The organism is Pantoea sp. SGAir0418, from assembly GCF_043529865.1.
The window spans coordinates 3,269,971-3,294,291 of sequence record NZ_CP027911.1; the positions used below are offsets into that span (position 1 = coordinate 3,269,971).

Sequence of the window (24,321 nt, forward strand, 5' to 3'; positions counted from 1 at the left end):
TCAGTCAGCCAGCTCCAGAATGCGCGCCACCAGTTGCGGGAAGCTGTATCCCGCCTGCTTTGCCGCCATCGGCACCAGGCTGTGGCTGGTCATGCCTGGCGAGGTGTTCACTTCCAGCAGCTGGAAATTGCCGTCACCGTCGACCATCACATCAACCCGTCCCCAGCCGCTGCAGCCTAACGCGCGCCACGCGGCCAGCACTAATGTCTGCAGTTCCGCCTCTTTCTCCGTACTCAGGCCGCTCGGGCAGAAGTATTGAGTATCGTCAGAAATGTATTTTGCTTCATAGTCATAGAACTCGCTGGCGGTCTGAATTCTGATTGACGGCAGAATTTCGTCGCCGACGATGCCCACGGTGTATTCGGCACCGCTGAGAAAAGCTTCCACCAGCACGTCATCATCATGGCGAAACGCCTCCTGCAGCGCGGCTGGCAGCGCTTCCGCCTGGTTCACGCGGCTGATGCCAACGCTGGAACCTTCACAGCTTGGCTTCACAAACAGCGGCAGTCCGAGCGCGGCGATCGACGCCTGCGCTGCAGCATCCAGCCCCTGCTCATACTGCTGGCGCGTCAGCCAGACAAATTTGCCCGCCGGCAATCCCCTGCCCTGCCACAGCAGTTTGCTGCGCAGTTTATCCATGGTGATGGCCGACGCCATGACGCCGCTGCCGGTGTAGGGCAGTTGCAGAAACTCCAGCAGCGCCTGCAGCGTGCCGTCTTCGCCACCGCGACCGTGCAGCGCGATAAACGCTTTGGCAAAGCCCTGCTGCCGGAGGTCCAGCACTGAGACGTCACGGGTGTCGACACCGTGCGCATCAATGCCCATCTCGCGCAGTCCCGCCAGCACCGCGCTGCCGGACATCAGTGACACCTCGCGCTCGGCGGAGGTACCGCCCATCAATACCGCGACTTTCTCAGCCATGGCGCGCCTCCGTGTTCAGAGCCGGCTGCAGCTGAATCTCAGCCAGCTTGCGGGCAATTTTGCCGATGTTGCCGGCGCCCTGCACAATCACCAGATCGTCGCCGGACAGCAGCGGTGCCAGCGCATCCGGCAGCGCTTCGTGCTCGGAGACCAGAATCGGATCGACCTTGCCGCGATTGCGGATGGCACGGCACAGTGAACGGCTGTCCGCGCCCGGAATAGCGGCTTCGCCCGCCGGGTAGACATCCAGCATCAGTAACACATCCACCTGCGACAGCACATTGGCGAAATCATCGAACAGGTCGCGGGTGCGCGTATAGCGATGCGGCTGAAACACCATCACCAGCTTTTTCTCTGGCCAGCCGGCGCGCGCCGCTTTGATGGTGACATCCACTTCGGTCGGATGATGGCCATAATCGTCGACCAGCATCGCGCTGCCTGGCTTACCGTTAACGGCTGCGGTGTCAAACTCGCCCAGCACGTCGAAACGTCGACCGGTGCCCTGGAAACTCTCCAGCGCCGCCAGAATAGCGTTGTCGTCAATGCCCTCTTCGCTGGCAACCGCCACGGCTGCCGCGGCGTTCAGCGCGTTATGGCGACCCGGCGCATTCAGCGTCACGTGCAGCACCGGCTTGTCCTGACGAATCAGGGTGAAGTGGCCCTGCGCGCCGCGCTGTTCGTAGTTTTCGACCCGCACATCCGCATCGTCGCTGAAACCATAGGTGGTGACCTGACGGCCCACGCGCGGAATCAGATCGCGAATCACCACATCGTCCACGCACATCACCGCGCGCCCGTAAAACGGCAGGTTGTGCAGGAAGTTAATAAACGTCTGCTTCAGGTTCTCAAAATCGCCCTGATAGGTATCCATGTGATCCGCTTCGATGTTAGTGACAATCGCCACCATCGGTTGCAGATGCAGGAAAGACGCGTCGCTTTCGTCCGCTTCCGCAATCAGATAACGGCTGCTGCCGAGGCGCGCGTGCGTACCCGCCGCTTTAACCAGACCGCCATTGACGAACGTCGGATCGAGACCGCCTTCCGCATAAATACTGGTCACCATCGCAGTGGTGGTGGTTTTACCGTGCGTGCCGGCAATCGCGATGCCGTGACGGAAACGCATCAGCTCAGCCAGCATCTCCGCCCGGCGGATCACCGGGATACGCTGCTCACGCGCCGCCACCAGCTCCGGGTTGTCCTGCGCCACGGCGGTGGAAACCACGACGACGCTGGCGTCGGTAACATTTTCCGGGCGATGGTTGAAGTAAATGGTCGCGCCCAGCGAGGCCAGATGCTGCGTAACCGGATTGGGCGCCAGATCGGAGCCGCTAATGTGATAGCCTTCGTTCGCCAACACCTCGGCAATACCGCCCATGCCGGCACCGCCGATGCCGACAAAGTGGATGTGCCGGACGCGACGCATCTCGGGCACAATAGAACGCAGTTTTGCCAATTGTTGTGTATTCATCTGTCTCTGTTACCTGTTTTCCCGTTTGCACCTGCATTCAGATGCGGGCCAGTCAAACTGACCGGTTAACTTACTTCGCGACGCGCGCAACCTCTTGTGCCACCCGTTCGGTCGCATCAGGAATCGCGACCTGGCGGGCTTTTTCCGCCATCGCCAGCAGCGTGGCGCGATCCCAGTGGCGCAGCGTGTCTGCGACGGCCGCAGCAGTAAACTGCGGCTGCTCGAAAATTTTGGCCGCGCCGGCTTTTTCCAGCGGCAGCGCATTCCAGTACTGCTGACGATCTTTGTGCTGGAACGGCACGAAAATCGCCGGTAAACCCGCCGCCGCCACTTCACTGACGGTCAGCGCGCCGGAGCGGCACACCACCACATCGGCCCACGCATAGGCTTGCGCCATGTCATCGATAAACTCGGTGACCTTGTGCTGCGGCTGGCCAGCGGCCTGATACGCCTGCTGCACGGTCTCCCGTGCACCTTTGCCGGTCTGATGCCACAACGTGATGGCGTCACCCAGTTCGGCGGCGACCTGCGGCACGATCTGATTGAGGATGCGCGCCCCCTGACTACCGCCAATCACCAGCACGCGAATCGGCCCGCTGCGGTGTGCCAGACGCTGCGCCGGCAGCGGCAGCGCCAGCACATCATTACGCACCGGGTTGCCCACCACCTCAGCAGTGGGGAACGCGCCCGGAAAGGCCTGCATCACTGTGGTAGCGATTTTCGCCAGCCACTTATTGGTCAGCCCGGCAATGCCGTTCTGCTCGTGCAGCACCACCGGGATGCCGCAACTCCACGCCGCAAGGCCGCCCGGCCCGGAAACATAACCGCCCATGCCCAGCACCACATCCGGCTGCCAGTTTTTCATGATGCGGCGCGCCTGGCGCCACGCATTGAAGATGCGCACCGGTGCCAGCAGCAGGGCCTTTACGCCTTTACCGCGCAGTCCGCTGATGCGGATGAAGTCGATATCGATGCCATGCTTTGGCACCAGATCGGCTTCCATCCGGTCTGCCGTTCCCAGCCAGCGCACCTGCCAGCCTTGTTCGATCAGATGATGCGCCACGGCCAGTCCGGGGAACACATGTCCGCCGGTACCCCCTGCCATGACCATCAGCCGTTTACCACTCATCGGGCACCTCGGGTAAACGCCTGGGCTTTTGCCAGACGCGTTTCATAATCTATGCGCAATAAAAACACGATGGCGGTCGACATAATGATCAGACTCGATCCACCGTAACTGATCAGCGGCAGCGTCAGGCCTTTGGTCGGCAGCATACCCGCCGCCGCACCAACGTTAACCAGCGCCTGGAAGCTAAACCACACGCCAATGGAACAGGCGAGGAAGCCGGAAAAACGCTGGTCGATCTCCAGCGCGCGACGGCCAATCGACATTGCGCGAAAAGCGACGAAGAATACCATCAACAGCGCCAAAACCACACCGACATAACCCAACTCTTCACCGATAATTGAGAAGATAAAGTCGGTATGCGCTTCCGGCAGATACTCCAGTTTCTGCACCGAGTTGCCCAGGCCCTGCCCCCAGAACTCACCGCGGCCAAACGCCATCAGCGACTGAGTCAGCTGGTAGCCGCTGCCGAACGGATCTTCCCACGGGTTCCAGAAGGAGGTCACGCGGCGCATACGGTAAGGTTCCGCGATAATCAGCAGCACCACGGCGAAAATGCCGGAGCCGATAATCGCCAGGAACTGCCACAGTTTGGCGCCCGCCAGGAACAGCATCGCCAGCGTGGTAACAAACAGCACCACCACGGTGCCGAGGTCCGGCTGGGCCAGCAGCAGCACCGCCAGCACCACCATCACGCCCATCGGCTTACAGAAGCCCCAGAAGTTGTTCCGCACCTCTTCCACTTTGCGCACCAGATAGCTGGCGAGATAGCAGAACAGCGACAGCTTGGATAACTCCGCCGGCTGAATACGCAGCGGCCCGAGCGCGATCCAGCGCGATGCGCCGTTAACCGAGCTACCGACCACCAGTACGATCAGCAGCATCGCCACCGAAGCCATCAGCATCGCGTTACTGTAGCGCTGCCAAAAATCCATCGGTACGCGCAGCGTCACTAACGCCATCCCCAGCGCCAGTGCGATATAAAAGGCATCACGTTTGGCAAAGTAGAACGGATCGTCGTTAAGACGCTGTCCAACCGGCATCGACGCCGAGGTGACCATGACAAAACCGATAATCGCCAGGCCAAATGTCAGCCACAGCAGCGTGCGGTCATATAGCACCACCGGCGCGTCGTCGTTGTCGCGCGCGCCCATCACCCAATCACGCAGGCGCAGCGAAATAAAACTGGCGATACTGGCTCCGGGAATACGCATCAGCTCAGCTCCTTCGCCAGTTGCGCGAAGCGATCGCCGCGCTGTTCAAAATTACGGAACTGGTCGAGGCTGGCGCACGCCGGTGACAGCAGCACCAGGTCGCCCGCCTGCACCTGCGCGGCAATCTGCGTCATCGCCTGTTCGAGCGTGTCGGTGCGCGTCGCCACTGCCGGACGCAGCGCGGCCAGCGAGTCGCCGTCACGGCCAAAGCAGAACAGCCGCACGTTGTCGCCCTGCAGATAGCGCGCCAGCGGCGTAAAGTCCGCCCCTTTGCCATCGCCACCCAGCAGCAGCCACAGCGTGCCTTTCACCTGCAGGCCGTTAAGCGCGGCTTCGGTGCTGCCCACGTTGGTGGCTTTCGAATCATTAATCCAGCGCACGCCATGCGCTTCGTGCACCAGCTGGAAGCGATGCGGCAGGCCGCTGTAGGTGGTTAACGCTTTCAGGCTGGAGGCGCGCGGGATATTCACCGCATCGGCCAGCGCCAGCGCGGCCAGCGCATTGGTGTAATTGTGCTGCCCGACCAGCTTCATCTCGTCGGTATTAAGGACTTTCTCGCCCTTCACCCGCAGCCAGGTACTGCCCTGCTGCTGGTTGAGGTGATAATCGCCAACGTCGATGCCAAAGCTGACGCAGCGGCGATCGGCGCCGCGCACTGGCATGGTCATGCCATCGTCAGCATTCACCACGCAGATATCCGCGTTTTCATAGATGCGTAATTTAGCGGCGCGGTACTGCTGCATGCCGAGCGGATAGCGATCCATATGATCCTCAGTGACGTTGAGGATGGTTGCCGCCGCCGCTTTTAGGCTGTAGGTGGTTTCCAGCTGGAAGCTGGAGAGCTCCAGCACATACAGCTGCGCCGGCGATTTAAGCAGCGTCAGCGCTGGCAGCCCAATGTTGCCGCCTACGCCCACCTGCCAGCCCGCAGCGCGCGCCATTTCGCCCACCAGCGTGGTGACGGTACTTTTGCCATTGGAACCGGTGATCGCCACAATCGGCGCCTGCGCTTCACGGCAGAACAGTTCGATATCGCCGACAATTTCAATGCCGGCGTCGGCCGCTTCGCTCAGCGCCGGGTGTGCCAGCGCGATGCCCGGGCTGGCGATGATCAAATCGCATGCCAGCAGCCAGTCGCTGTTGATACCGCCAACGTGGCGCTCCACCTGCTCTGGCAGTTTGTCCAGCCCCGGCGGTGACACACGGGTATCCATCACGCGGGGCGTCACGCCCTGCGCGAGGAAGAAATCAACACAGGACAGGCCGGTAATGCCTAATCCAATGATGACGACTTTTCTGCCCCGATAGTCAGCCATGATTAACGTACCTTGAGCGTTGCCAGGCCAATCAGCACCAGCATCAGCGAAATAATCCAGAAGCGCACGATCACGCGCGGCTCCGGCCAGCCTTTCAGTTCATAATGGTGGTGAATCGGCGCCATGCGGAAAATACGCTGACCGCGCAGCTTGAACGATCCCACCTGCAGAATCACCGACAGCGTCTCAACCACAAATACGCCGCCCATGATCACCAGCAAAAATTCCTGACGCAGCAGCACTGCCAGCGTACCCAGTGCGCCACCCAGCGCCAGCGAACCCACGTCGCCCATAAAGACCTGCGCCGGATAGGTGTTGAACCACAGGAAGCCGAGACCGGCCCCGACAATCGCGGTACAGACAATCACCAGCTCACCGGCGTGACGCAGATACGGGATGTGCAGATACTCGGCAAATTTCACGTTACCGGTCGCCCAGGCCACCAGCGCAAATCCCGCCGCGACAAACACCGTTGGCATGATGGCCAGGCCATCCAGACCGTCTGTCAGGTTTACCGCATTACCGGTTCCGACAATCACAAAGTAGGCCAGCACCACGTAGAACAGGCCGAGCTGCGGCATAACATCTTTGAAGAACGGCACCACCAGCTGTGTGGCAGGCGTATCTTTACCGGCGATGAACAGCGCGAACGCCACGCCGAGCGAAATCACCGACATCCAGAAATATTTCCAGCGCGCGATCAGGCCTTTAGTGTCTTTACGCACCACTTTGCGGTAGTCATCAACGAAGCCAATCACGCCAAAACCGACCAGCACCACCAGCACGCACCAGACGTAAGGATTGGACGGATAAGCCCACATCAGCACCGAAACCGTGATGGAGGTCAGAATCATGATGCCGCCCATGGTCGGCGTGCCGCGCTTGCTGAAGTGCGACTCCGGACCATCGTTACGTACCACCTGGCCAATCTGCAGTTTCTGCAGCCAGGCGATCAGGCGCGGGCCCATCCATAAAGAGATGAACAGGGCGGTCAGCAGGCTGACAATGGCGCGAAACGTCAGATAGGAAAAGACGTTAAAGCCGGAATAAAATGCGACCAGATGTTCGGCCAGCCAGACTAGCATGTTCCTTTCTCCTGTAAGCTCTGTACTACCTGCTCCATGGCGGCACTACGTGAACCTTTAACCAAAATAGTGATGTCCGCATGTTGGGACAGCAGCGTGCGTAAACGTTCAGTCAGTTCAGCTTTACTGGCGAAATGTTCGCCCCGGCCGCTGTTTTCACTAATCAAATGGCTGAGCCTGCCGGTGCTCAGCACACAATCAATACCGGCGGCTTTTGCCGCTTCGCCCACCTGACGATGACAGGCTTCGGCTTCGTCGCCCAGCTCACCCATGTCGCCGACCACCATGACGCGGAAGCCCGGCATATCGCCTAGCACCTGCGCAGCGGCGGTCATCGAACCGACGTTGGCGTTGTAGCTGTCATCCAGCAGCAGCTGATTACCGGCGAGGCGAATCGGGAACAGGCGCCCAGGAACGGGCTGTAAGGTTTTAAGGCCAGACTGGATAGCGGTTAACGGCGCGTCAACCGACAGCGCCAGCGCGGCAGCAGCCAGCGCATTAGCGATATTGTGCCGACCCGGCAGCGGCAGCTCGACGGCGATGTCACCGCGCGGCGTGTGCAGGGTAAACAGCGTGGCGTCAGCGCGCAGCACGATATCGCTGGCGCGGAACTCCGCGTCTGCCATCGGCTGCGGCGAAAAGCGCCACAGGGTTTTGTCAGCAAACTGCGGCTGCCAGTTGGGCAGATCGTTGCTGTCAGCGTTGATGATTGCGGTGCCGTGCACCGGTAAGCCGCCAAAGATTTCGCCTTTGGCTTTTGCCACGCCCGCCAGTGAACCGAAGCCTTCCAGATGCGCCGCCGCCAGATTGTTGACCAGCGCGGTTTCCGGACGCACCAGATTGGTGGTGTAAGCGATTTCACCCTGATGGTTCGCGCCCATTTCAATCACGGCATACGCGTGTTGCGGGGTAAGACGCAATAGCGTCATCGGCACGCCGTAATCGTTGTTGAGATTGCCGGCGGTATACAGCGTTTCACCGCACTGGCGCAGAATCGCCGCAGTCATCTCTTTCACGGAGGTTTTACCGGAGGAGCCGGTCAGCCCTACCACGCGCGCTTTCGCCTGCTGACGCACCCAGGCGCCGAGCTGACCAAAAGCGATACGCGTGTCAGCGACCACCACCTGCGGCACGTCAACCGCTAAACGACGGTTCACCAGCAGCGCCTGAGCGCCACTGGCGATAGCGTCGGCGGCAAAATCGTGTGCATCGAAACGTTCGCCCACCAGCGCGACAAACAGGCTGCCTGGGGTGACTTTACGGGTATCCGTGGTGACATCCGCAATAGTGAGATCGCTGCCGTGCAGTTGCCCACCGCTAATCTCTGCCAGGGTTTTCAGCGTAACCGGAATCATGCCATTACCCCCAGCAAACGGGCGACGGTGTCGCGGTCAGAGTAGTCAAGACGGCGGTTGCCGATGATTTGATAATCTTCATGGCCTTTACCGGCCACCAGCACGATGTCGTCGGCGCTGGCCTGCATCACCGCATGGGTGACCGCCTGCGCTCGTCCTGCAATGACGCGAGCCCGGCCCGGATCGAGCAGGCCGGTGAGAATGTCGTTAACAATCGCCGTCGGCTCTTCGCTCCGCGGATTGTCATCGGTGATCACCACGATATCGGCAAACTGTTCGGCAATCGCGCCCATCAGCGGGCGTTTGCCTTTGTCACGGTCGCCACCGCAGCCAAATACGCACCACAGCTGGCCCTTGCAGTGCAGCCGGGCCGCTTCCAGCGCTTTTTCCAGCGCGTCAGGCGTATGTGCGTAATCCACCACTACCGTCGGCTTGTGCGCGGCGGTGAACACTTCCATACGACCGCACACCGGCTGCAGCTGGCTGGCACTGGCCACCAGCGTGTCGAGCGGATAATCCAGCGTCAGCAGTGTCGCCAGCGCCAGCAGCAGATTGCTGACGTTAAAGGCACCCATCAGGCGGCTGTCAAACTCGCCGTTGCCCCAGCTTGAACTGAACTGCACGTGTGCGCCGCCGTCGTGATAATCGATCGCCGTCGCCTGCAGCCAGCGGCCACGACAGCCGGGCTGCAGATTGTTGCCCAGCGTAACGGCCACGGCATCCGGTAATTTTTCCAGCCAGCGGCGGCCCACTTCATCATCAGCGTTGATGATGGCCTCGCCTACCTGATGCTCAGAAAACAGCAGCCACTTGGCCGATTCGTAGCCCTGCATGTCACCGTGATAATCAAGGTGATCGCGGCTCAGATTGGTAAATACCGCAGCGGCAAACGGCAGCGCGGCCACGCGATGCTGCACCAGACCGTGCGAAGAGACTTCCATCGCGGCGACGGTAGCTCCCTGCCCGACCAGGTAGTGCAGAATATGCTGTACACCCACCGCCGAGCCGGTGGTGTTTTCACTCGGCACCAGCTGACCGTACAGGCCATTGCCCACCGTGCCCATCACCGCACCTGTTTCGCCCAGCAGGTTGGCCCACTGCGCAATCAGCTGCGTGGTGGTGGTTTTGCCGTTAGTGCCGGTCACACCAATCAGCTTTAATTTGTCAGCCGGCTGCTGGTAGAAACGCCCGGCCAGCGCGGAGAGGCGCTGCGGCAGTTGGGCCAGATAGATGAGCGGGACGCCGTGCATCTCGCGGATATCACCATCGCTGGCTTCACCTTCAGCCTCGGCAATGACCGCCGCCACACCCTGGGCGATGGCCTGTGGAATAAATCGACGTCCATCAGCATGATGGCCCGCCACGGCGATAAACAGATCGCCAGCAGCCGCAGCGCGGCTGTCCAGTGTCATGTCACGGAGTGGACGCGCCGGCGCGCCAGGCACCCACGGGGCCAGCAAGTCGCGCAGGTTACGATCTGTCACTTGATTCCTCACTTCTCTTATTCTTCACCAACTCGTTTTTATCCACCGTTGGCAGCGCATCCGGTTCAATGTTCATGGTGCGCAGCACACCGCCCATGATGGCGCCAAACACCGGTGCAGAAACCGCACCACCATAATATTTACCGGCCTGGGGATCGTTGATCACCACCACCAGCGCAAAACGCGGGCGACTGGCAGGCGCAACGCCCGCGGTGTAAGCAATGTATTTATTGACGTAGCGTCCGTCCGGCCCGACTTTTTTCGCGGTACCGGTTTTGATCGCGATGCGATAGCCCTTGATGGCGGCTTTAACGCCACCACCACCCGGCAGCGCCACGCTTTCCATCATGTGCATCACGGTTTTCACCAGGTCTTCCGGGAAAACGCGCTCGCCCGCCACCGGCGGGTCAACTTTGGTAATCGACAGCGGGCGGTTGATGCCGTAGCTGCCAATGGTTGCGTAGACTCGCGCTAACTGTAACGGCGTTACCATTAGCCCATAGCCGAAAGAGAAGGTGGCCCTCTCTATGTCAGACCACCGTTGTTTTTGAGGGTATAAGCCACTACTTTCCCCGACCAGCCCCAAATTGGTCGGTTTACCCAGGCCAAAGCGCGCGTAAGTTTCTACCAGCGCTGAGGAGGGCATCGCTAACGCGAGGCGCGAAACCCCGACGTTACTCGACTTCTGCAGAACCCCGGTAAGGGTCAATTCGTTATAGCGCGCCACGTCTTTGATCTCATGACCATTGACGCGATACGGCACGGTGTTCAGAACGCTGTTCTCTTTCACCACGCCGCGCTGCAGTGCGGTCATCACCACCATTGGCTTCACGGTGGAACCTGGCTCGAAGATGTCGGTAATAGCGCGGTTACGCATGACGTCTTTCGGCGTGTTGCTGAGATTATTGGGGTTGTAAGCCGGGCTGTTGGCCATCGCCAGCACTTCGCCGGTGTTCACGTCCACCAGCACCGCAGTGCCCGATTCGGCTTTGTTGAAGGCAACAGCATTGTTCAGTTCGCGGTACACCAGCGCCTGCAGGCGCTCGTCGATGCTCAGCGTCAGGTTGTGCGCGGCGCGGCTATCGACCGAGGAGATATCTTCAATCACCCGCCCGTAGCGGTCTTTGCGCACGGTACGTTCGCCCGGCTCACCGGTCAGCCATTTATCGAAGCTCTTCTCGATGCCTTCAATGCCCTGGCCGTCAATGTTGGTGAAGCCAATCAGGTGGGCAGTGACCTGGCCGGCCGGATAGTAGCGGCGCGACTCCTGACGCAGGTAAATACCGGGCAGCTTGAGCTTTTTCACGTATTCGCCAATCGCCGGGTTAACCTGACGGGCGAGGTAAATAAAGCGCCCTTTTGGGTTGGCATTGACGCGCGCCGCCAGCTGATCCAGCGGGATCGACAGCGCATCCGACAGCGCTTTCCAGCGACTATCGACGGTGACGCCGCCGTGCTCGGTCAGCTCTTTGGGATCGGCCCAGATGGCGTTAACCGGCACGCTTACCGCCAGCGGGCGTCCGGCGCGATCGCTGATCATGCCGCGTGCGGTAGGCACTTCCTGCACGCGCAGCGAACGTAAATCGCCCTCTTTGACCAGCTTATCAGGGCTGATGACCTGCAGCCACGCCACGCGCGACAGCAATCCGCCCAGCGCCAGAAGAATACAGCCGCACAGCAACGCAAAACGCCAGCTTACAAAGCTGGCCTTATCTTCCTGTTTTCTTAACTTCAGCGTTTTGCCTGCGCCGCTCATTGAGGTCTGCGATTCCTTATTTCTGCACCACAATATTTTCCTGTGAAGGATCAACATGCTGCAACTGCAGCTTATCGGTTGCTATCCGTTCTACCCGGCTGTGATCGCCCAGCGCATTCTCTTCGAGGATCAGGTTGCGCCATTCGATATCCAGCGCATCACGCTCCAGCACCAGCTGCTCACGCTGCGCCGTCAGCAGACGGGTCTTATGCGTGGTGGTCACCACCAGCACCGAAGAAACCAGCACGGCGATCAGCAGCAGCAGCGGGATCTTGCCAAAACGCAGCAGATCGCCACCAATGACGCCGGGCAGGCTGTGACGCTCATTGCCAATCACGATGCGGTTCTCTCAGCGATACGCAGGACCGAACTGCGCGCGCGCGGGTTGTCTTTGACTTCGGCTTCGCCAGGAATCAGCTTGCCGAGGGTTTTCAGTTCACGTCCGCCCAGCGCTTTCAGCTGGCTCTCGGTCATCGGAATCCCGGCCGGCACCTGCGGTCCGCGGCTCTGATCACGCATAAAGCGCTTCACCAGCCGATCCTCCAGCGAGTGGAAGCTGATGATGGATAAACGCCCGCCCGGTGCCAGCACCGTTAATGCCCCTTTCAGCGCGATATCGATCTCTTCCAGCTCACTGTTGATCCAGATGCGTATCGCCTGGAAGCTGCGCGTCGCCGGATGCTTAAACTTATCTTTTACCGGCGTTGCCGCCGCAATCAGATCGGCCAGCTCTTTGGTGCGCGTCATCGGCTGTTCCCGGTTGCGCTCGACGATGGCGCGAGCGATGCGTTTCGCGAAGCGCTCTTCGCCGTAGGTTTTCAGCACAAACGCAATATCTGCCTCTTCCGCGCTCTGCAACCACTCGGCTGCCGACTGACCGCGCGTCGGATCCATACGCATATCCAGTGGCCCGTCGCGCATAAAGGAGAAACCGCGCTCGGCGTCATCCAGCTGAGGCGAAGAGACGCCCAAATCCAGCAGCACGCCGTCGATTTTGCCGGTCAGCCCGCGCTCTTCGACATACTCAGCCAGCGCTGAAAACGGCCCGTGCACAATCGAGAAACGTGGATCTTTTATCTCAGCGGCTGCGGCTATGGCTTGCGGATCGCGATCGATCGCCAGTAACTGTCCGTGCGCGCCAAGCTGCGACAGGATCAGGCGTGAGTGACCGCCGCGACCAAAGGTGCCGTCAATATAAATGCCGTCTTCCCTGATATTAAGGCCGTTAACCGCCTCATCCAGCAGCACCGTGGTGTGTTTAAAATTTTCCTGCATAGCTATAGCGACAAGTCCTGCAACCGCTCAGATAAAGGCTCCTGAGCTGACTGTTCTGCGTCAATATCGTCCTTAACTTGTTGATACCAGGTCTGTTCATCCCACAGCTCAAACTTGTTGAACTGTCCAACCAGCATCACTTCTTTGGTCAGGCTCGCATGCTGGCGCAACGTGTTCGCCAGCAGTAAACGGCCTGCGTTATCCATCTGGCACTCGCTGGCATGACCTAACAGCAGACGCTGCACGCGACGCTCGTTCGGATTCATACTGGATAACCGGGCCAGTTTTTTCTCAATAATTTCCCATTCGGGCAGGGTATAAAGCAGCAGGCAGGGCTGATGGAGGTCAATGGTGCAAACCATTTGACCCTGAGACTCTGCGAGCAGCAATTCGCGATAACGCGTCGGCACCGCCAGGCGCCCTTTGCTGTCGAGATTGACTAACGTTGCTCCACGGAACATGCCAGCCCTACCCCTCAGTTACCCGTTTTCACCACTTTATCCCACTTTTTACCACGAAACGAGTTTACGGAGCCGATGAAATCCTTGTCAAGCCGCAACGGCAAGTGAATATCACTCTTTACACCGAATGAAATTAACCGGAGAGAAGAATAAGAGGAGAATGAATGGTCAATTTAAAATTAACCTGATGAATAACAGTATAAAAAAAATTTGCGTCAGATTTATCGGTGAAAATTAGCGCAATTTTACCGCTGCGATTATATTGCCCCAATCTGCGACGGCGGCGGCATTTTAGGGGATTTCTGAAAGGAAGCCCAGCACCATCGCGTCAGCTCTGCTATGCGTGATTGCTGAAGATGTAAACAAATAAGAAAATCCAGCGCCGATAATTCGTTAGCCGGGGCGATGATAATTTACGCTTTTTTACGCCCGTGTGCGTCTGGTTAAATATGGATGAGAGAAATTAGCGCGGGCGACGTCTCGCCCGACGCTTCATTTAGCGCGACGACTTAATTGTCCGCGGCGGAATAAATTACGGCGGATACGGGTTAAACCTGGCTTCGGTTTGCGTGGCTCATCCAGCGAAGCCAGCACCAGCTCGAGCACACGCTCAGCAACATCGCGATGGCGCTGCCCTACCGCCAGCACCGGGCACTCCAGAAAGTCTAATAATTCGTGGTCGCCGAAAGTTGCAATAGCCAGGTCTGTCGGCAAGCGGCCGTCACGCTTCAGCGTTACGTCCATCACCCCCTGCAGCAGGCCAAACGAGGTGGTAAACAGTGCTTCGGGCATCGCGTGGTCTTCGAGGTATTTTTCAAACAGCGTCGCCGCTGCGGCGCGGTCAAAGCTGTTGCAATAGATGAAATCGATCGGGCGCTCATCACCCTGCCACGCCTCGCGGAACCCCATTTCACGCAGGAAGCTGACCGACAGCTCCGGCAGCGCGCCGAGAAACAGCACGTTTTTCACCGGCAGCTGACGCAATTCAGCCGCCAGCGCCTGCGCGTCATCCTGATCGGCACCGACCACGCTGGTGAAGTGTTCACGATCCAGCGCGCGGTCCAGCGCGATAATCGGCAGCGGATCGTTGACCCAGCGCTGATAGAACGGGTGTTCCGGCGGCAGCGACGTGGAGACGATGATCGCATCCACCTGACGCTGCAGCAGGTGCTCAATGCAGCGCATTTCGTTATCCGGCTGATCTTCGGAACAGGCAATCAGCAGCTGATAGCCGCGCTGACGCGCCTGGCGTTCGAGATAGTTGGCGATGCGGGTATAACTGGTGTTTTCCAGATCGGGGATCACCAGACCAATCGAACGGGTGCGTCCGGCGCGCAGGCCTGCAGCCACCGCGTTGGGGTGATAGTTGTACTCACGCACCACCGCCATGACTTTCTCAACGGTTTTGTCGCTGACACGATACTGCCGCGCTTTGCCATTGATGACATAGCTCGCCGTGGTGCGCGACACGCCCGCCAGGCGCGCAATTTCATCCAGTTTCACGATGACACCTTAATTCTGATAAGCCAGGGCTGGCGAAAATGTCCGCAGAGTAGCTAAGGGTAAAAACATTTGTAACATCTAACCGCAGAACAGTACGCTGAGCAACCGCTTTTCATGCACAAGCGGCCGAAGCGCATAAAATAAAAAAACCCGGCATTCCGCCGGGTTAGCTTGAAAACCGATGATAACTTTGCGGTATTAACGCATTACGCGATCGCCGCGTGATACCCCGACGATGCCGGAACGCGCCACTTCAACGATTTCCGCCACTTCGCGTACGGTGTTGAGGAAAGCGTCGAGTTTATCGCTGGTGCCGGCCAGCTGAACCGTGTACAGCGTGGGTGTCACATCGATAATCTGCCCACGGAAAATTTCCGCGCTGCGTTTTACCTCTTCGCGACCGTACCCGCTGGCCTGAATCTTCACCAGCATGATTTCACGCTCGACGTAAGCGCCCTGCCCCAGTTCGCTGACGCGTAACACGTCCACCAGCTTGTGCAGCTGCTTTTCGATCTGCTCCAGTACTTTCTGGTCGCCCACGGTCTGAATGGTCATGCGCGACAGGGTAGGATCGTCGGTCGGCGCGACGGTCAGGCTCTCAATGTTATAGCCGCGCTGGGAAAACAGCCCCACCACGCGCGACAATGCGCCGGATTCGTTCTCCAGCAGAACTGATAAAATACGACGCATAATTAAGTCCTCTCCGTTTTGCTCAACCACATCTCATCCATCGCGCCACCGCGAATCTGCATCGGGTAGACGTGCTCGCTGCCGTCCACCGTGACATCCACAAACACCAGACGCCCTTTTGCCAGCGTATCGAGCGCCAGCTGCAGCTTCTCTTCCAGCTCAGCCGGATGCTGAATCGCGATGCCCACGTGGCCATAGGCTTCCGCCAGGCGCACGAAGTCCGGCAGCGATTCCATATAGGATTGGGAATGGCGGCCGGAGTAAATCATGTCCTGCCACTGTTTCACCATGCCGAGGAAGCGGTTGTTCAGGTTCAGCACCAGCACCGGCAGGTCATACTGCAGCGCGGTCGACAACTCCTGAATATTCATCTGAATACTGCCGTCGCCGGTTACGCAAATCACGGTCTCCTGCGGCAGCGCCATCTTCACGCCGAGCGCCGCCGGCAGGCCAAAGCCCATGGTGCCGAGGCCGCCGGAGTTGATCCAGCGACGCGGTTTATCGAACTGATAGTAAAGCGCGGCGAACATCTGGTGCTGGCCGACGTCCGAGGTCACATACGCCTCGCCGTGCGTCAAACGACAAATGGTTTCGATCACCGCCTGCGGTTTGATTTTGTCGCTGGTACGGTCAAATTCCAGGCACTTGCGGCTGCGCCAGCCTTCAATGCTCTGCCACCAGTCACGCAGGCTGTCGAGCTCCTGCTTCGCCTCGCTCTGTGCCAGCAGCTCCAGCATCTGCGTCAGCGTCTGTCTGGCATCGCCGACAATCGGAATATCGGCGCTGACGGTTTTGGAGATCGAGGTCGGATCGACGTCAATGTGCATCACGGTGGCATTCGGGCAATACTTCGCCAGATTGTTGGTGGTGCGGTCGTCAAAGCGTACGCCGATACCAAAGATCAGATCGGCATTGTGCATAGTCATGTTGGCTTCATAGGTGCCGTGCATACCGAGCATGCCCACACACTGGCGATGCGTGCCCGGGAACGCGCCCAGCCCCATCAGCGAGGTGGTGACCGGAATATTCAGCTGCTCTGCCAGCTGCAGCAGTTCCGCCTCGCAGCCTGAAGTAATGGCCCCGCCGCCGACGTAAATTACCGGCTTGTGCGCCGCCAGCAGCGTCTGCAGCGCGCGCTTGATCTGGCCTTTGTGGCCCTGCAGCGTCGGATTGTAAGAGCGCATGCTGACGGTTTCCGGCCACACGTAAGGCAGCTTGTTGGCCGGATTCAGAATATCTTTTGGCAGATCGATCACCACCGGCCCCGGACGACCGCTGGCCGCCAGCCAGAAGGCTTTTTTCAGCACTGTCGGAATCTCTTCGGTGCTTTTCACCAGGAAGCTGTGCTTCACCACCGGACGCGAAATCCCCACCATGTCGCACTCCTGGAAGGCGTCATAGCCAATCAGCGAGGACGGCACCTGACCGGAGAGGATCACCAGCGGAATGGAATCCATATAAGCGGTCGCAATGCCGGTGATGGCGTTGGTGGCGCCAGGACCTGAGGTGACCAGCACCACGCCGACTTCGCCGGTCGCGCGCGCCAGGCCATCCGCCATATGTACGGCGCCCTGCTCGTGGCGCACCAGCACATGGTCAATACCACCGACCGTTTGCAGCGCATCATAAATATCGAGCACCGCACCGCCCGGATAACCGAATACCTGCTTAACGCCCTGATCGATTAACGAACGGACGACCATTTCGGCTCCTGACAACATCTCCATTTTCTGCCTCCAGGCTTGAGAGCCAGCTGCGCCAGCAAACGCTATCCTGCGTGCCGCTCGCATCTGTCCCTTTATTGCCAATTAAGATCAAAACCTTATGTTTATGCTCAGAAGACGCCATTCATTTCGTCTTCCAGGTACAGGGAATCTACCTGCGTGGATTCTTTTGAGAGTAGGTCGATTACCATAACCGCAGAAAACCCGGCCTGCAAACGCCATAAGGCGGCACGGCGCTGTCAGTGGCAAAAAAGGCACTGACGCGTGATTATCGCCCGGGAGGAATAAACTAATGCGATGGCATAAGGACAGAGGAAAATGCTGGTTTGCAGATTATTTACAGCGTGTTGTAAGAAATATGATTTTCATATTGCCAGCGTGTTTAGCCCACAATTTTTTCCGTTACCGCGTTTCTGGCGTGATTAACTCTTAAATCCCTCTTCCACATCACAATCTGCTAAGCAACAAGCTTTATCTTGTTTTTCCACCTGACGAATAAGCCTTACTAAAAACATATAATTCAGCAACTTAAAATTATCCGCCTTTTTTAAAAGATTTTTTAAAGTGGCATAACGCGCTAAGCCACCGTTAATTAATGGCAATGCTCTGCGATGACCGATAATCCCAGCACATCGCCCTTTTCCGGCCAGAGAAATACCCTTTCACTTAGGGTTGACATCGCCAGGCGAATCCAGTACCAATATGTGCAGCACTCATTTTACGAGGTTTGATTCATGTCACGTTCTTTTCGTCTACTCGGTCTACTACTTAACGCATCCAGTTTGCGCGGTAGACTCGTGGGCGAAATCAACAACTGATTCGAACCTGCTGAAAGTTAAAAAACCCGCGCCACTGCGCGGGTTTTTTTATGCTCGTAGCACCGGCGAAGTCAATGCAAAAGGAAGATGATCATGAGCCAGCAAGTAATAATTTTCGATACCACTCTGCGCGACGGCGAACAGGCATTACAGGCCAGCCTGAGTGTTAAAGAAAAACTGCAGATCGCCCTGGCGCTGGAAAGGATGGGCGTGGATGTAATGGAAGTCGGTTTTCCGGTCTCTTCGCCGGGTGATTTCGAATCCGTGCAGACCATTGCCCGGACCATCAAAAACAGCCGTGTGTGTGGTCTGGCGCGCTGTGTCGAGAAAGATATCGACGCGGCCTACGAATCGCTGCGCGTGGCCGACGCCTTCCGTATTCACACCTTTATCGCCACTTCGCCGATGCATATCGCCACTAAACTGCGCAGCACGCTGCCGGAAGTGATTGAACGCGCGGTGCACATGATTAAGCGGGCGCGCAACTATACCGATGACGTTGAGTTCTCCTGCGAAGACGGTGGCCGTACGCCGATTGACGACCTGTGCCGCATGGTAGAAGCCGCGATCAACGCCGGCGCCACCACCATCAATATTCCGGACACCGTGGGCTATACCCTGCCAGGCGAGTACGCCAACATTATTGGTCAGCTGGTACAGCGCGTACCCAACATCGACAAAGCCATTCTGTCGGTACATACCCATGACGATCTGGGTATGGCGACCGGTAACGCCATTGCGGCAGTGCTGGCCGGTGCGCGTCAGGTCGAAGGCACGCTGAACGGCCTGGGCGAGCGCGCCGGTAACTGTGCGCTGGAAGAGGTGATCATGGCGATTAAAACCCGTCAGCAGATCATGAACGTGCACACCAATATCAATCATCAGGAAATCTACCGCACCAGCCAGATTGTCAGCCAGATCTGCAACATGCCGATCCCGGCCAACAAAGCGGTGGTCGGTTCCAACGCCTTCGCCCACTCCTCCGGCATTCATCAGGATGGCGTGCTGAAGAACCGCGAAAACTACGAAATCCTGACGCCAGAATCGATTGGCCTGCACAAAATTCAGCTGAACCTGACCTCCCGCTCCGGCCGTGCCGCCGTGAAGCACCGTATGGAAGAGATGGGTTACAAAGAGTCCGATTACAACCTGGATACGCTGTACGACGCCTTCCTCAAGCTGGCGGACAAAAAAGGCCAGGTGTTCGATTACGACCTGGAAGCGCTGGCCTTCATTAATAAGCAGAATGAAGAGCCGGAGTACTTCCAGCTGAACGAATTCAACGTGCAGACCGGCTCCAGCGTCACCGCGACGGCGTCGGTGCAGCTGGGCTGCGGCGAAGAGGCCAAAGCCGACGCCGCCACCGGCAACGGTCCGGTTGATGCCGTCTACCAGGCTATTAACCGTATCACCGGCTTCGATGCTGAGCTGGTGAACTACAAGCTGACCGCGAAAGGCCACGGCGAAAACGCGCTGGGTCAGGTCGATATCGTCGTTAACTACAACGGACGCAAATTCCACGGCGTGGGCCTGGCGACCGATATCGTCGAATCCTCAGCGAAAGCGATGGTGAATGCCCTGAACAACATCTGGCGGGCAAAGCAGGTCGAAAAAGAATTGCAGCGTAAATTTAAAGATCAGAAGGAAACGGTGTAACTATGACTCAGTCTTATCATATTGCGGTAATGCCAGGCGACGGAATCGGTCCGGAAGTGATGGCGCAGGCCATGAAAGTTCTCGACGCGATTCGCGCGCGCTTCGATATGCGCATCACCACCAGCGAATATGATGTCGGCGGTATCGCCATCGATCGTCACGGTGAACCTTTACCCGCCGCCACCGTGGCCGGTGCTGAGCAGGCCGATGCCATTCTGTTCGGCTCGGTCGGCGGTCCAAAATGGGAACACCTGCCGCCGGCTGGCCAGCCTGAGCGCGGTGCGCTGCTGCCGCTGCGTAAACACTTCAAACTGTTCAGCAACCTGCGCCCGGCGGCGCTGTACAAAGGTCTGGAAGCATTTTGCCCGCTGCGCAGCGACATCGCTGCCCGCGGCTTCGATATCCTGTGCGTGCGTGAGCTGACCGGCGGCATCTATTTCGGCCAGCCGAAAGGCCGCGAAGGCAGCGGCGCGCATGAACGCGCTTTTGATACCGAGGTCTATCACCGTTTCGAAATCGAGCGTATTGCCCGCAACGCCTTTGAAGCTGCGCGCAAGCGCCGTAATAAAGTGACTTCCGTTGATAAGGCTAACGTGCTGGCGACCTCGGTGATGTGGCGTGAAATCGTCAACGAAGTGGCAAAGGATTATCCGGATGTGCAGCTGAGTCATATGTACATCGACAACGCCACCATGCAGCTGATTAAGGATCCGTCGCAGTTTGACGTTTTACTCTGCTCGAATCTGTTTGGTGACATTCTGTCGGACGAGTGCGCGATGATCACCGGCTCGATGGGCATGCTGCCTTCGGCCAGCCTGAATGAAGAGGGATTCGGCCTGTTCGAACCGGCGGGCGGTTCCGCACCGGATATCGCCGGCCAGAACATTGCTAACCCGATTGCGCAGATTCTGTCGCTGGCGATGCTGCTGCGTTTCAGCCTGAACGCTGACGCCGCTGCGGATAGCATTGAGCGCGCGGTAAGCCGTGCGCTGGAAGCGGGCCATCGCACCCGTGATTTGGCCGGTGACGGCCCTGCCGTGAGCACCGATGAAATGGGCAGCATCATTGCCGGTTACATCAGCGAGGAAAAATAACAAAATGAAAAGCTTATACCAGAAGTTATTTGATGCACATGTCGTTCACGAAGCGCCAGACGAAACGCCGTTGCTGTATATCGATCGTCACCTGATTCACGAAGTCACCTCGCCGCAGGCGTTTGACGGTCTGCGTGCGCACGGCCGTAAAGTGCGCCAGCCGTCGAAGACCTTTGCCACCATGGATCACAACGTTTCCACCCAGACCAAAGACATCAACGCCTCGGGTGAAATGGCGCGTATCCAGATGCAGGAGCTGATGAAGAACTGTGCTGAGTTCGGCATTCAGCTGTATGACCTGAACCACCCGTTCCAGGGAATTGTGCACGTGATCGGTCCTGAGCAGGGCATGACGCTGCCGGGCATGACCATCGTTTGCGGCGACTCGCACACCGCAACGCACGGCGCCTTCGGTTCCCTGGCGTTCGGTATCGGCACCTCCGAAGTGGAGCACGTGTTCGCCACCCAGACCCTGAAACAGGGCCGGGCGAAAACCATGAAGATTGAAGTGCTGGGCGAAGCTGCGCCGGGTATCACCGCCAAAGACATCGTACTGGCGATCATCGGTAAAACCGGCAGCGCCGGCGGCACCGGTCACGTGGTTGAATTCTGTGGCCCGGCGATTGAAGCGCTGAGCATGGAAGGCCGCATGACGCTGTGCAACATGGCGATTGAGATGGGCGCCAAAGCGGGCCTGGTAGCACCGGATGACACCACGTTTGCCTATCTGAAAGACAAGCAGTTTGCGCCGAAGGGCGAGCAGTGGGAGCAGGCGGTGGCTTACTGGCGCACCCTGAAGTCCGACAGCGACGCGCAGTTTGACGCCGTTGTGACGCTGAATGCTGCCGATATCGCGCCGCAGGTCACCTGGGGCACCAATCCGGGCCAGGTGATGGCCGTGGATCAGGCCATCCCGAATCCGGCCTCGTTTGCCGATCCGGTTGAACGCGCTTCCGCCGAGAAAGCGCTGGCCTATATGGATCTGCAGCCGGGCATCAAACTGACTGAGGTAGCGATCGATAAAGTGTTTATCGGTTCCTGCACCAACTCACGTATCGAAGATCTTCGCGCGGCTGCCGCGATCGCCAAAGGCCGCAAAGTGGCGCCGGGTGTGGTTGCGATGGTGGTGCCAGGTTCTGGTCCGGTGAAAGCGCAGGCTGAAGCCGAAGGCCTGGACAAAATCTTCCTCGAAGCCGGTTTTGAGTGGCGTCTGCCGGGCTGTTCGATGTGCCTGGCAATGAATAACGACCGTCTGAATCCGGGCGAGCGCTGTGCCTCAACCAGTAACCGTAACTTTGAAGGTCGCCAGGGTCGCGGCGGTCGCACCCATCTGGTGAGCCCGGCGATGGCTGCTGCGGCGGCGGTAACCGGTCGTTTTGCCGACATTCGTGAATTGACTCAGGGAGCTTAAGCCATGGCGAACAAATTTACCCAACACACCGGGATTGTGGCCCCACTGGATGCCGCAAACGTCGACACCGATGCCATCATCCCGAAGCAGTTTTTGCAGAAAGTGACGCGCACCGGCTTTGGCGCGCACCTGTTCCACGACTGGCGTTTTGATGATGATGCCGGCACCCAGCCAACCGCCAGCTTCGTGCTGAATAAGCCGGAGTTCAAAGGCACCAGCATCCTGCTGGCGCGCGAGAACTTTGGCTGCGGCTCCTCGCGTGAACACGCGCCGTGGGCGCTGACCGACTTCGGTTTTCACGTGGTGATTGCGCCGAGTTTCGCCGACATCTTCTACGGTAACAGCTTCAACAACCAGCTGCTGCCGGTGAAGCTGAGCGAAGAGCAGGTCGATGAGATGTTCAAACTGGTGGCCGCGCAGCCGGGTATCCGCTTCACCGTGGATCTCGAAGCGCAGACCGTCACCGCCGGCGACAAGGTTTACCACTTTGAAATCGACAGCTTCCGCCGTCACTGCATGATCAACGGCCTCGACAGCATTGGCCTGACGCTGCAGCATGAAGCGTCCATCGCCAGCTACGAATCCAGCCAGCCAGCGTTTCTGCGTTAAGGTTTACCCGGTGCGCAGCAATGCGCACCCTACAGCAAACGCGTCAGTAATTTGGTCGCCATTTATGGCGACCTTCAATCTCCACACCGCCCTCACCGCGCATCGCGCACCCGCGCCGCCAGCACCAGCGCCACCACCGCCATCACCAGCGCCAGCCAGTAAACCGACTCATGGCCAAAGCGCTCACTCAGTATCCCCTGAATCAGGCCGGCGATAATCAACCCGGTTGAAATCGAGGTGGTGAACATGGTGGTCGCCGCACCGGCACGGCCCGGCATCAAATCCTGAAACCACAGCATACCTATGCCGGCGATGATGCCGATAAACGCGGCGTTAAATAGCTGCAGCACCATCAGCGCGGTTTGAGAACGGAACAGCACCAGCCCGAGATAAAACACAATCGCCGCTACCAGCGCCAACAGCATCAGCTTGCGCTTGCCGTAGCGCTTCGCGTAATGGCCGGCCAGCAGCATGATCGGAATCTCCAGCCCGGCGGCGGTGCCCATCAGCAGACCCGCCAGCTTCTCCGGCAGGCCAAGGGTTGCGCTGATATACAGCGGCATATCAATGATATACATGGTATTACACGCCCACATCACCACCGAGGCGATAAACAGCAGCCGCACCTGGCTGTCTTTCCACGGGCTGAGCTGCATCAGCACCTGCTCCGGCGTAGCGGCGATGCGCGGCACCGAGGGCAGCGTGCGCCAGATCAGCAGCATACTCAGCAGAAAAATCACCGCCGCCACGCAGAATAGCGTGACGAAGCCGTAGTTGAGCGCCAGCGCGAACGACAGCGGCGGCCCAATCACCCACGCCAGCGACAGCTGCGCGCGCATCACCGAACTGAACATCACTACTTCACGCGCCGACTGATCGGCATATTCACGCGCCAGCGCGAAGATCTGCGGAATCGCCACGCTGGCCAGCGCCGACAGCAGCACGCCGAGGGTGATGAGCGTCAGATAGTGACGGTTAAAGGCAAACAGTAGCGCGTTGGCCACCGCCATCAGGCAGCAAAACAGGACCAGATGACGGCGATCGCCACGGTTATCCGAACGCTTCGCCATCAGCAGGCTGATTACGATCCCGGCGACGGCGTTGATGGTAAAGAACAGGCCGACCCAGAACGGTCGCACCTGCACCTCGCGCGTCAAAAACAGGCTGAGCGTCGGCGCCTGTAACGCCCCCGCCACGCCGACCATAAACGACACCGCCATAAAGGAGAGGTAAACCGGATTCAGGCGGCGCGGCCGCGGTAACAGCGATTTCATGCAGAAATCCCTTTGAGGAAAAAGACCGGGAAAAAACAGCGTAGAAGATTCCACAGCAAAACGAAAAAAGCCAGCAGAGAA

Annotated in this window: 22 protein-coding genes; 5 read left to right on the forward strand and 17 right to left on the reverse strand. The window is 58.6% G+C overall.

The genetic code is table 11. The features are described from left to right. From C1N84_RS15365 to C1N84_RS15440, 16 genes are all read right to left on the reverse strand, one after another. On the reverse strand, positions 1-921 hold the full coding sequence (locus C1N84_RS15365) for a D-alanine--D-alanine ligase (protein WP_211726685.1): 921 nt from the start codon (positions 919-921) through the stop codon (positions 1-3). Beyond that, on the reverse strand, positions 914-2,389 hold the full coding sequence (gene murC / locus C1N84_RS15370; protein ID WP_031279704.1) for a UDP-N-acetylmuramate--L-alanine ligase: 1,476 nt from the start codon (positions 2,387-2,389) through the stop codon (positions 914-916). Before murC ends, C1N84_RS15365 begins: the two co-directional genes overlap by 8 nt. 70 nt (positions 2,390-2,459) lie before the next feature. Next, on the reverse strand, positions 2,460-3,518 hold the full coding sequence (gene murG / locus C1N84_RS15375; protein WP_059010288.1) for an undecaprenyldiphospho-muramoylpentapeptide beta-N-acetylglucosaminyltransferase: 1,059 nt from the start codon (positions 3,516-3,518) through the stop codon (positions 2,460-2,462). After that, complete coding sequence (ftsW, locus tag C1N84_RS15380) at positions 3,515-4,729, reverse strand: cell division protein FtsW (RefSeq protein ID WP_021507561.1); 1,215 nt, start codon at positions 4,727-4,729, stop codon at positions 3,515-3,517. Before ftsW ends, murG begins: the two co-directional genes overlap by 4 nt. Further along, positions 4,729-6,045 carry a UDP-N-acetylmuramoyl-L-alanine--D-glutamate ligase gene (gene murD, locus C1N84_RS15385; protein ID WP_264441634.1) on the reverse strand — a complete coding sequence of 439 codons (1,317 nt, stop codon included), beginning with the start codon at positions 6,043-6,045 and terminating at the stop codon, positions 4,729-4,731. The genes ftsW and murD overlap by 1 nt, the downstream gene beginning before the upstream one ends. 2 nt (positions 6,046-6,047) lie before the next feature. After that, entirely contained in the window at positions 6,048-7,130 is a 1,083-nt protein-coding gene (gene mraY / locus C1N84_RS15390) for a phospho-N-acetylmuramoyl-pentapeptide-transferase (protein ID WP_021507563.1), read from the reverse strand. Next, the gene (gene murF, locus C1N84_RS15395) at positions 7,124-8,485 is read right to left on the reverse strand and encodes a UDP-N-acetylmuramoyl-tripeptide--D-alanyl-D-alanine ligase (RefSeq protein WP_264441635.1); all 1,362 of its coding nucleotides are present in this window, start codon (positions 8,483-8,485) and stop codon (positions 7,124-7,126) included. The genes mraY and murF overlap by 7 nt, the downstream gene beginning before the upstream one ends. Continuing rightward, positions 8,482-9,969, reverse strand: a complete 1,488-nt coding sequence (murE, locus tag C1N84_RS15400; protein WP_394541662.1) for a UDP-N-acetylmuramoyl-L-alanyl-D-glutamate--2,6-diaminopimelate ligase — start codon at positions 9,967-9,969, stop codon at positions 8,482-8,484. Before murE ends, murF begins: the two co-directional genes overlap by 4 nt. Beyond that, entirely contained in the window at positions 9,956-11,725 is a 1,770-nt protein-coding gene (locus tag C1N84_RS15405) for a peptidoglycan glycosyltransferase FtsI (protein WP_021507566.1), read from the reverse strand. The genes murE and C1N84_RS15405 overlap by 14 nt, the downstream gene beginning before the upstream one ends. A 16-nt stretch (positions 11,726-11,741) precedes the next feature. Then, a complete protein-coding gene (ftsL, locus tag C1N84_RS15410; RefSeq protein ID WP_021507567.1) occupies positions 11,742-12,062 on the reverse strand; it encodes a cell division protein FtsL in 321 nt (106 codons plus the stop codon). Next, entirely contained in the window at positions 12,059-13,000 is a 942-nt protein-coding gene (gene rsmH, locus C1N84_RS15415) for a 16S rRNA (cytosine(1402)-N(4))-methyltransferase RsmH (RefSeq protein WP_021507568.1), read from the reverse strand. The genes ftsL and rsmH overlap by 4 nt, the downstream gene beginning before the upstream one ends. A gap of 2 nt (positions 13,001-13,002) precedes the next feature. Further along, positions 13,003-13,461: a division/cell wall cluster transcriptional repressor MraZ gene (gene mraZ / locus C1N84_RS15420; RefSeq protein WP_021507569.1), complete on the reverse strand. Its 459-nt coding sequence runs from the start codon at positions 13,459-13,461 to the stop codon at positions 13,003-13,005. Positions 13,462-13,953: 492 nt separating this feature from the next. After that, complete coding sequence (cra, locus tag C1N84_RS15425) at positions 13,954-14,964, reverse strand: catabolite repressor/activator (protein ID WP_010615604.1); 1,011 nt, start codon at positions 14,962-14,964, stop codon at positions 13,954-13,956. A 198-nt stretch (positions 14,965-15,162) separates the two neighbouring features. Further along, positions 15,163-15,654, reverse strand: coding sequence for an acetolactate synthase small subunit (gene ilvN, locus C1N84_RS15430; RefSeq protein ID WP_010615603.1), 492 nt, complete (start codon positions 15,652-15,654; stop codon positions 15,163-15,165). Positions 15,655-15,656: 2 nt separating this feature from the next. Continuing rightward, a complete protein-coding gene (gene ilvI / locus C1N84_RS15435; RefSeq protein ID WP_031279705.1) occupies positions 15,657-17,381 on the reverse strand; it encodes an acetolactate synthase 3 large subunit in 1,725 nt (574 codons plus the stop codon). 419 nt (positions 17,382-17,800) lie between these two features. After that, entirely contained in the window at positions 17,801-17,980 is a 180-nt protein-coding gene (locus C1N84_RS15440) for a hypothetical protein (protein WP_132466716.1), read from the reverse strand. 132 nt (positions 17,981-18,112) lie between these two features. Between C1N84_RS15440 and leuL the strand changes: the two genes are divergently transcribed. The 5 genes from leuL to leuD all read left to right on the forward strand — a co-directional run bounded on the left by leuL (position 18,113) and on the right by leuD (position 22,966). Then, positions 18,113-18,196: a leu operon leader peptide gene (gene leuL, locus C1N84_RS15445; protein ID WP_125308910.1), complete on the forward strand. Its 84-nt coding sequence runs from the start codon at positions 18,113-18,115 to the stop codon at positions 18,194-18,196. 93 nt (positions 18,197-18,289) lie between these two features. Next, on the forward strand, positions 18,290-19,852 hold the full coding sequence (gene leuA, locus C1N84_RS15450; RefSeq protein WP_021507571.1) for a 2-isopropylmalate synthase: 1,563 nt from the start codon (positions 18,290-18,292) through the stop codon (positions 19,850-19,852). A 2-nt stretch (positions 19,853-19,854) separates the two neighbouring features. Continuing rightward, complete coding sequence (gene leuB / locus C1N84_RS15455; RefSeq protein ID WP_058759633.1) at positions 19,855-20,946, forward strand: 3-isopropylmalate dehydrogenase; 1,092 nt, start codon at positions 19,855-19,857, stop codon at positions 20,944-20,946. Between the two features lie 4 nt (positions 20,947-20,950). After that, entirely contained in the window at positions 20,951-22,357 is a 1,407-nt protein-coding gene (gene leuC, locus C1N84_RS15460) for a 3-isopropylmalate dehydratase large subunit (RefSeq protein WP_058759634.1), read from the forward strand. Between the two features lie 3 nt (positions 22,358-22,360). Next, on the forward strand, positions 22,361-22,966 hold the full coding sequence (leuD, locus tag C1N84_RS15465; RefSeq protein WP_021507574.1) for a 3-isopropylmalate dehydratase small subunit: 606 nt from the start codon (positions 22,361-22,363) through the stop codon (positions 22,964-22,966). A gap of 92 nt (positions 22,967-23,058) precedes the next feature. Here the strand turns inward: leuD and C1N84_RS15470 are convergent, their stop codons facing one another. Then, positions 23,059-24,240 carry an MFS transporter gene (locus tag C1N84_RS15470; protein WP_264441636.1) on the reverse strand — a complete coding sequence of 394 codons (1,182 nt, stop codon included), beginning with the start codon at positions 24,238-24,240 and terminating at the stop codon, positions 23,059-23,061. Between the last annotated feature and the right edge of the window lie 81 nt (positions 24,241-24,321).

Bases quoted from the DNA above. Each gene is read 5' to 3' on its own strand.
- C1N84_RS15365 (WP_211726685.1), bottom strand. From the start codon at position 921: ATGGCTGAGAAAGTCGCGGTATTGATGGGCGGTACCTCCGCCGAGCGC.
- murC (WP_031279704.1), bottom strand. From the start codon at position 2,389: ATGAATACACAACAATTGGCAAAACTGCGTTCTATTGTGCCCGAGATG.
- murG (WP_059010288.1), bottom strand. From the start codon at position 3,518: ATGAGTGGTAAACGGCTGATGGTCATGGCAGGGGGTACCGGCGGACAT.
- ftsW (WP_021507561.1), bottom strand. From the start codon at position 4,729: ATGCGTATTCCCGGAGCCAGTATCGCCAGTTTTATTTCGCTGCGCCTG.
- murD (WP_264441634.1), bottom strand. From the start codon at position 6,045: ATGGCTGACTATCGGGGCAGAAAAGTCGTCATCATTGGATTAGGCATT.
- mraY (WP_021507563.1), bottom strand. From the start codon at position 7,130: ATGCTAGTCTGGCTGGCCGAACATCTGGTCGCATTTTATTCCGGCTTT.
- murF (WP_264441635.1), bottom strand. From the start codon at position 8,485: ATGATTCCGGTTACGCTGAAAACCCTGGCAGAGATTAGCGGTGGGCAA.
- C1N84_RS15405 (WP_021507566.1), bottom strand. From the start codon at position 11,725: ATGAGCGGCGCAGGCAAAACGCTGAAGTTAAGAAAACAGGAAGATAAG.
- rsmH (WP_021507568.1), bottom strand. From the start codon at position 13,000: ATGCAGGAAAATTTTAAACACACCACGGTGCTGCTGGATGAGGCGGTT.
- mraZ (WP_021507569.1), bottom strand. From the start codon at position 13,461: ATGTTCCGTGGAGCAACGTTAGTCAATCTCGACAGCAAAGGGCGCCTG.
- ilvN (WP_010615603.1), bottom strand. From the start codon at position 15,654: ATGCGTCGTATTTTATCAGTTCTGCTGGAGAACGAATCCGGCGCATTG.
- ilvI (WP_031279705.1), bottom strand. From the start codon at position 17,381: ATGGAGATGTTGTCAGGAGCCGAAATGGTCGTCCGTTCGTTAATCGAT.
- leuL (WP_125308910.1), top strand. From the start codon at position 18,113: ATGTCACGTTCTTTTCGTCTACTCGGTCTACTACTTAACGCATCCAGT.
- leuA (WP_021507571.1), top strand. From the start codon at position 18,290: ATGAGCCAGCAAGTAATAATTTTCGATACCACTCTGCGCGACGGCGAA.
- leuB (WP_058759633.1), top strand. From the start codon at position 19,855: ATGACTCAGTCTTATCATATTGCGGTAATGCCAGGCGACGGAATCGGT.
- leuC (WP_058759634.1), top strand. From the start codon at position 20,951: ATGAAAAGCTTATACCAGAAGTTATTTGATGCACATGTCGTTCACGAA.
- leuD (WP_021507574.1), top strand. From the start codon at position 22,361: ATGGCGAACAAATTTACCCAACACACCGGGATTGTGGCCCCACTGGAT.
- C1N84_RS15470 (WP_264441636.1), bottom strand. From the start codon at position 24,240: ATGAAATCGCTGTTACCGCGGCCGCGCCGCCTGAATCCGGTTTACCTC.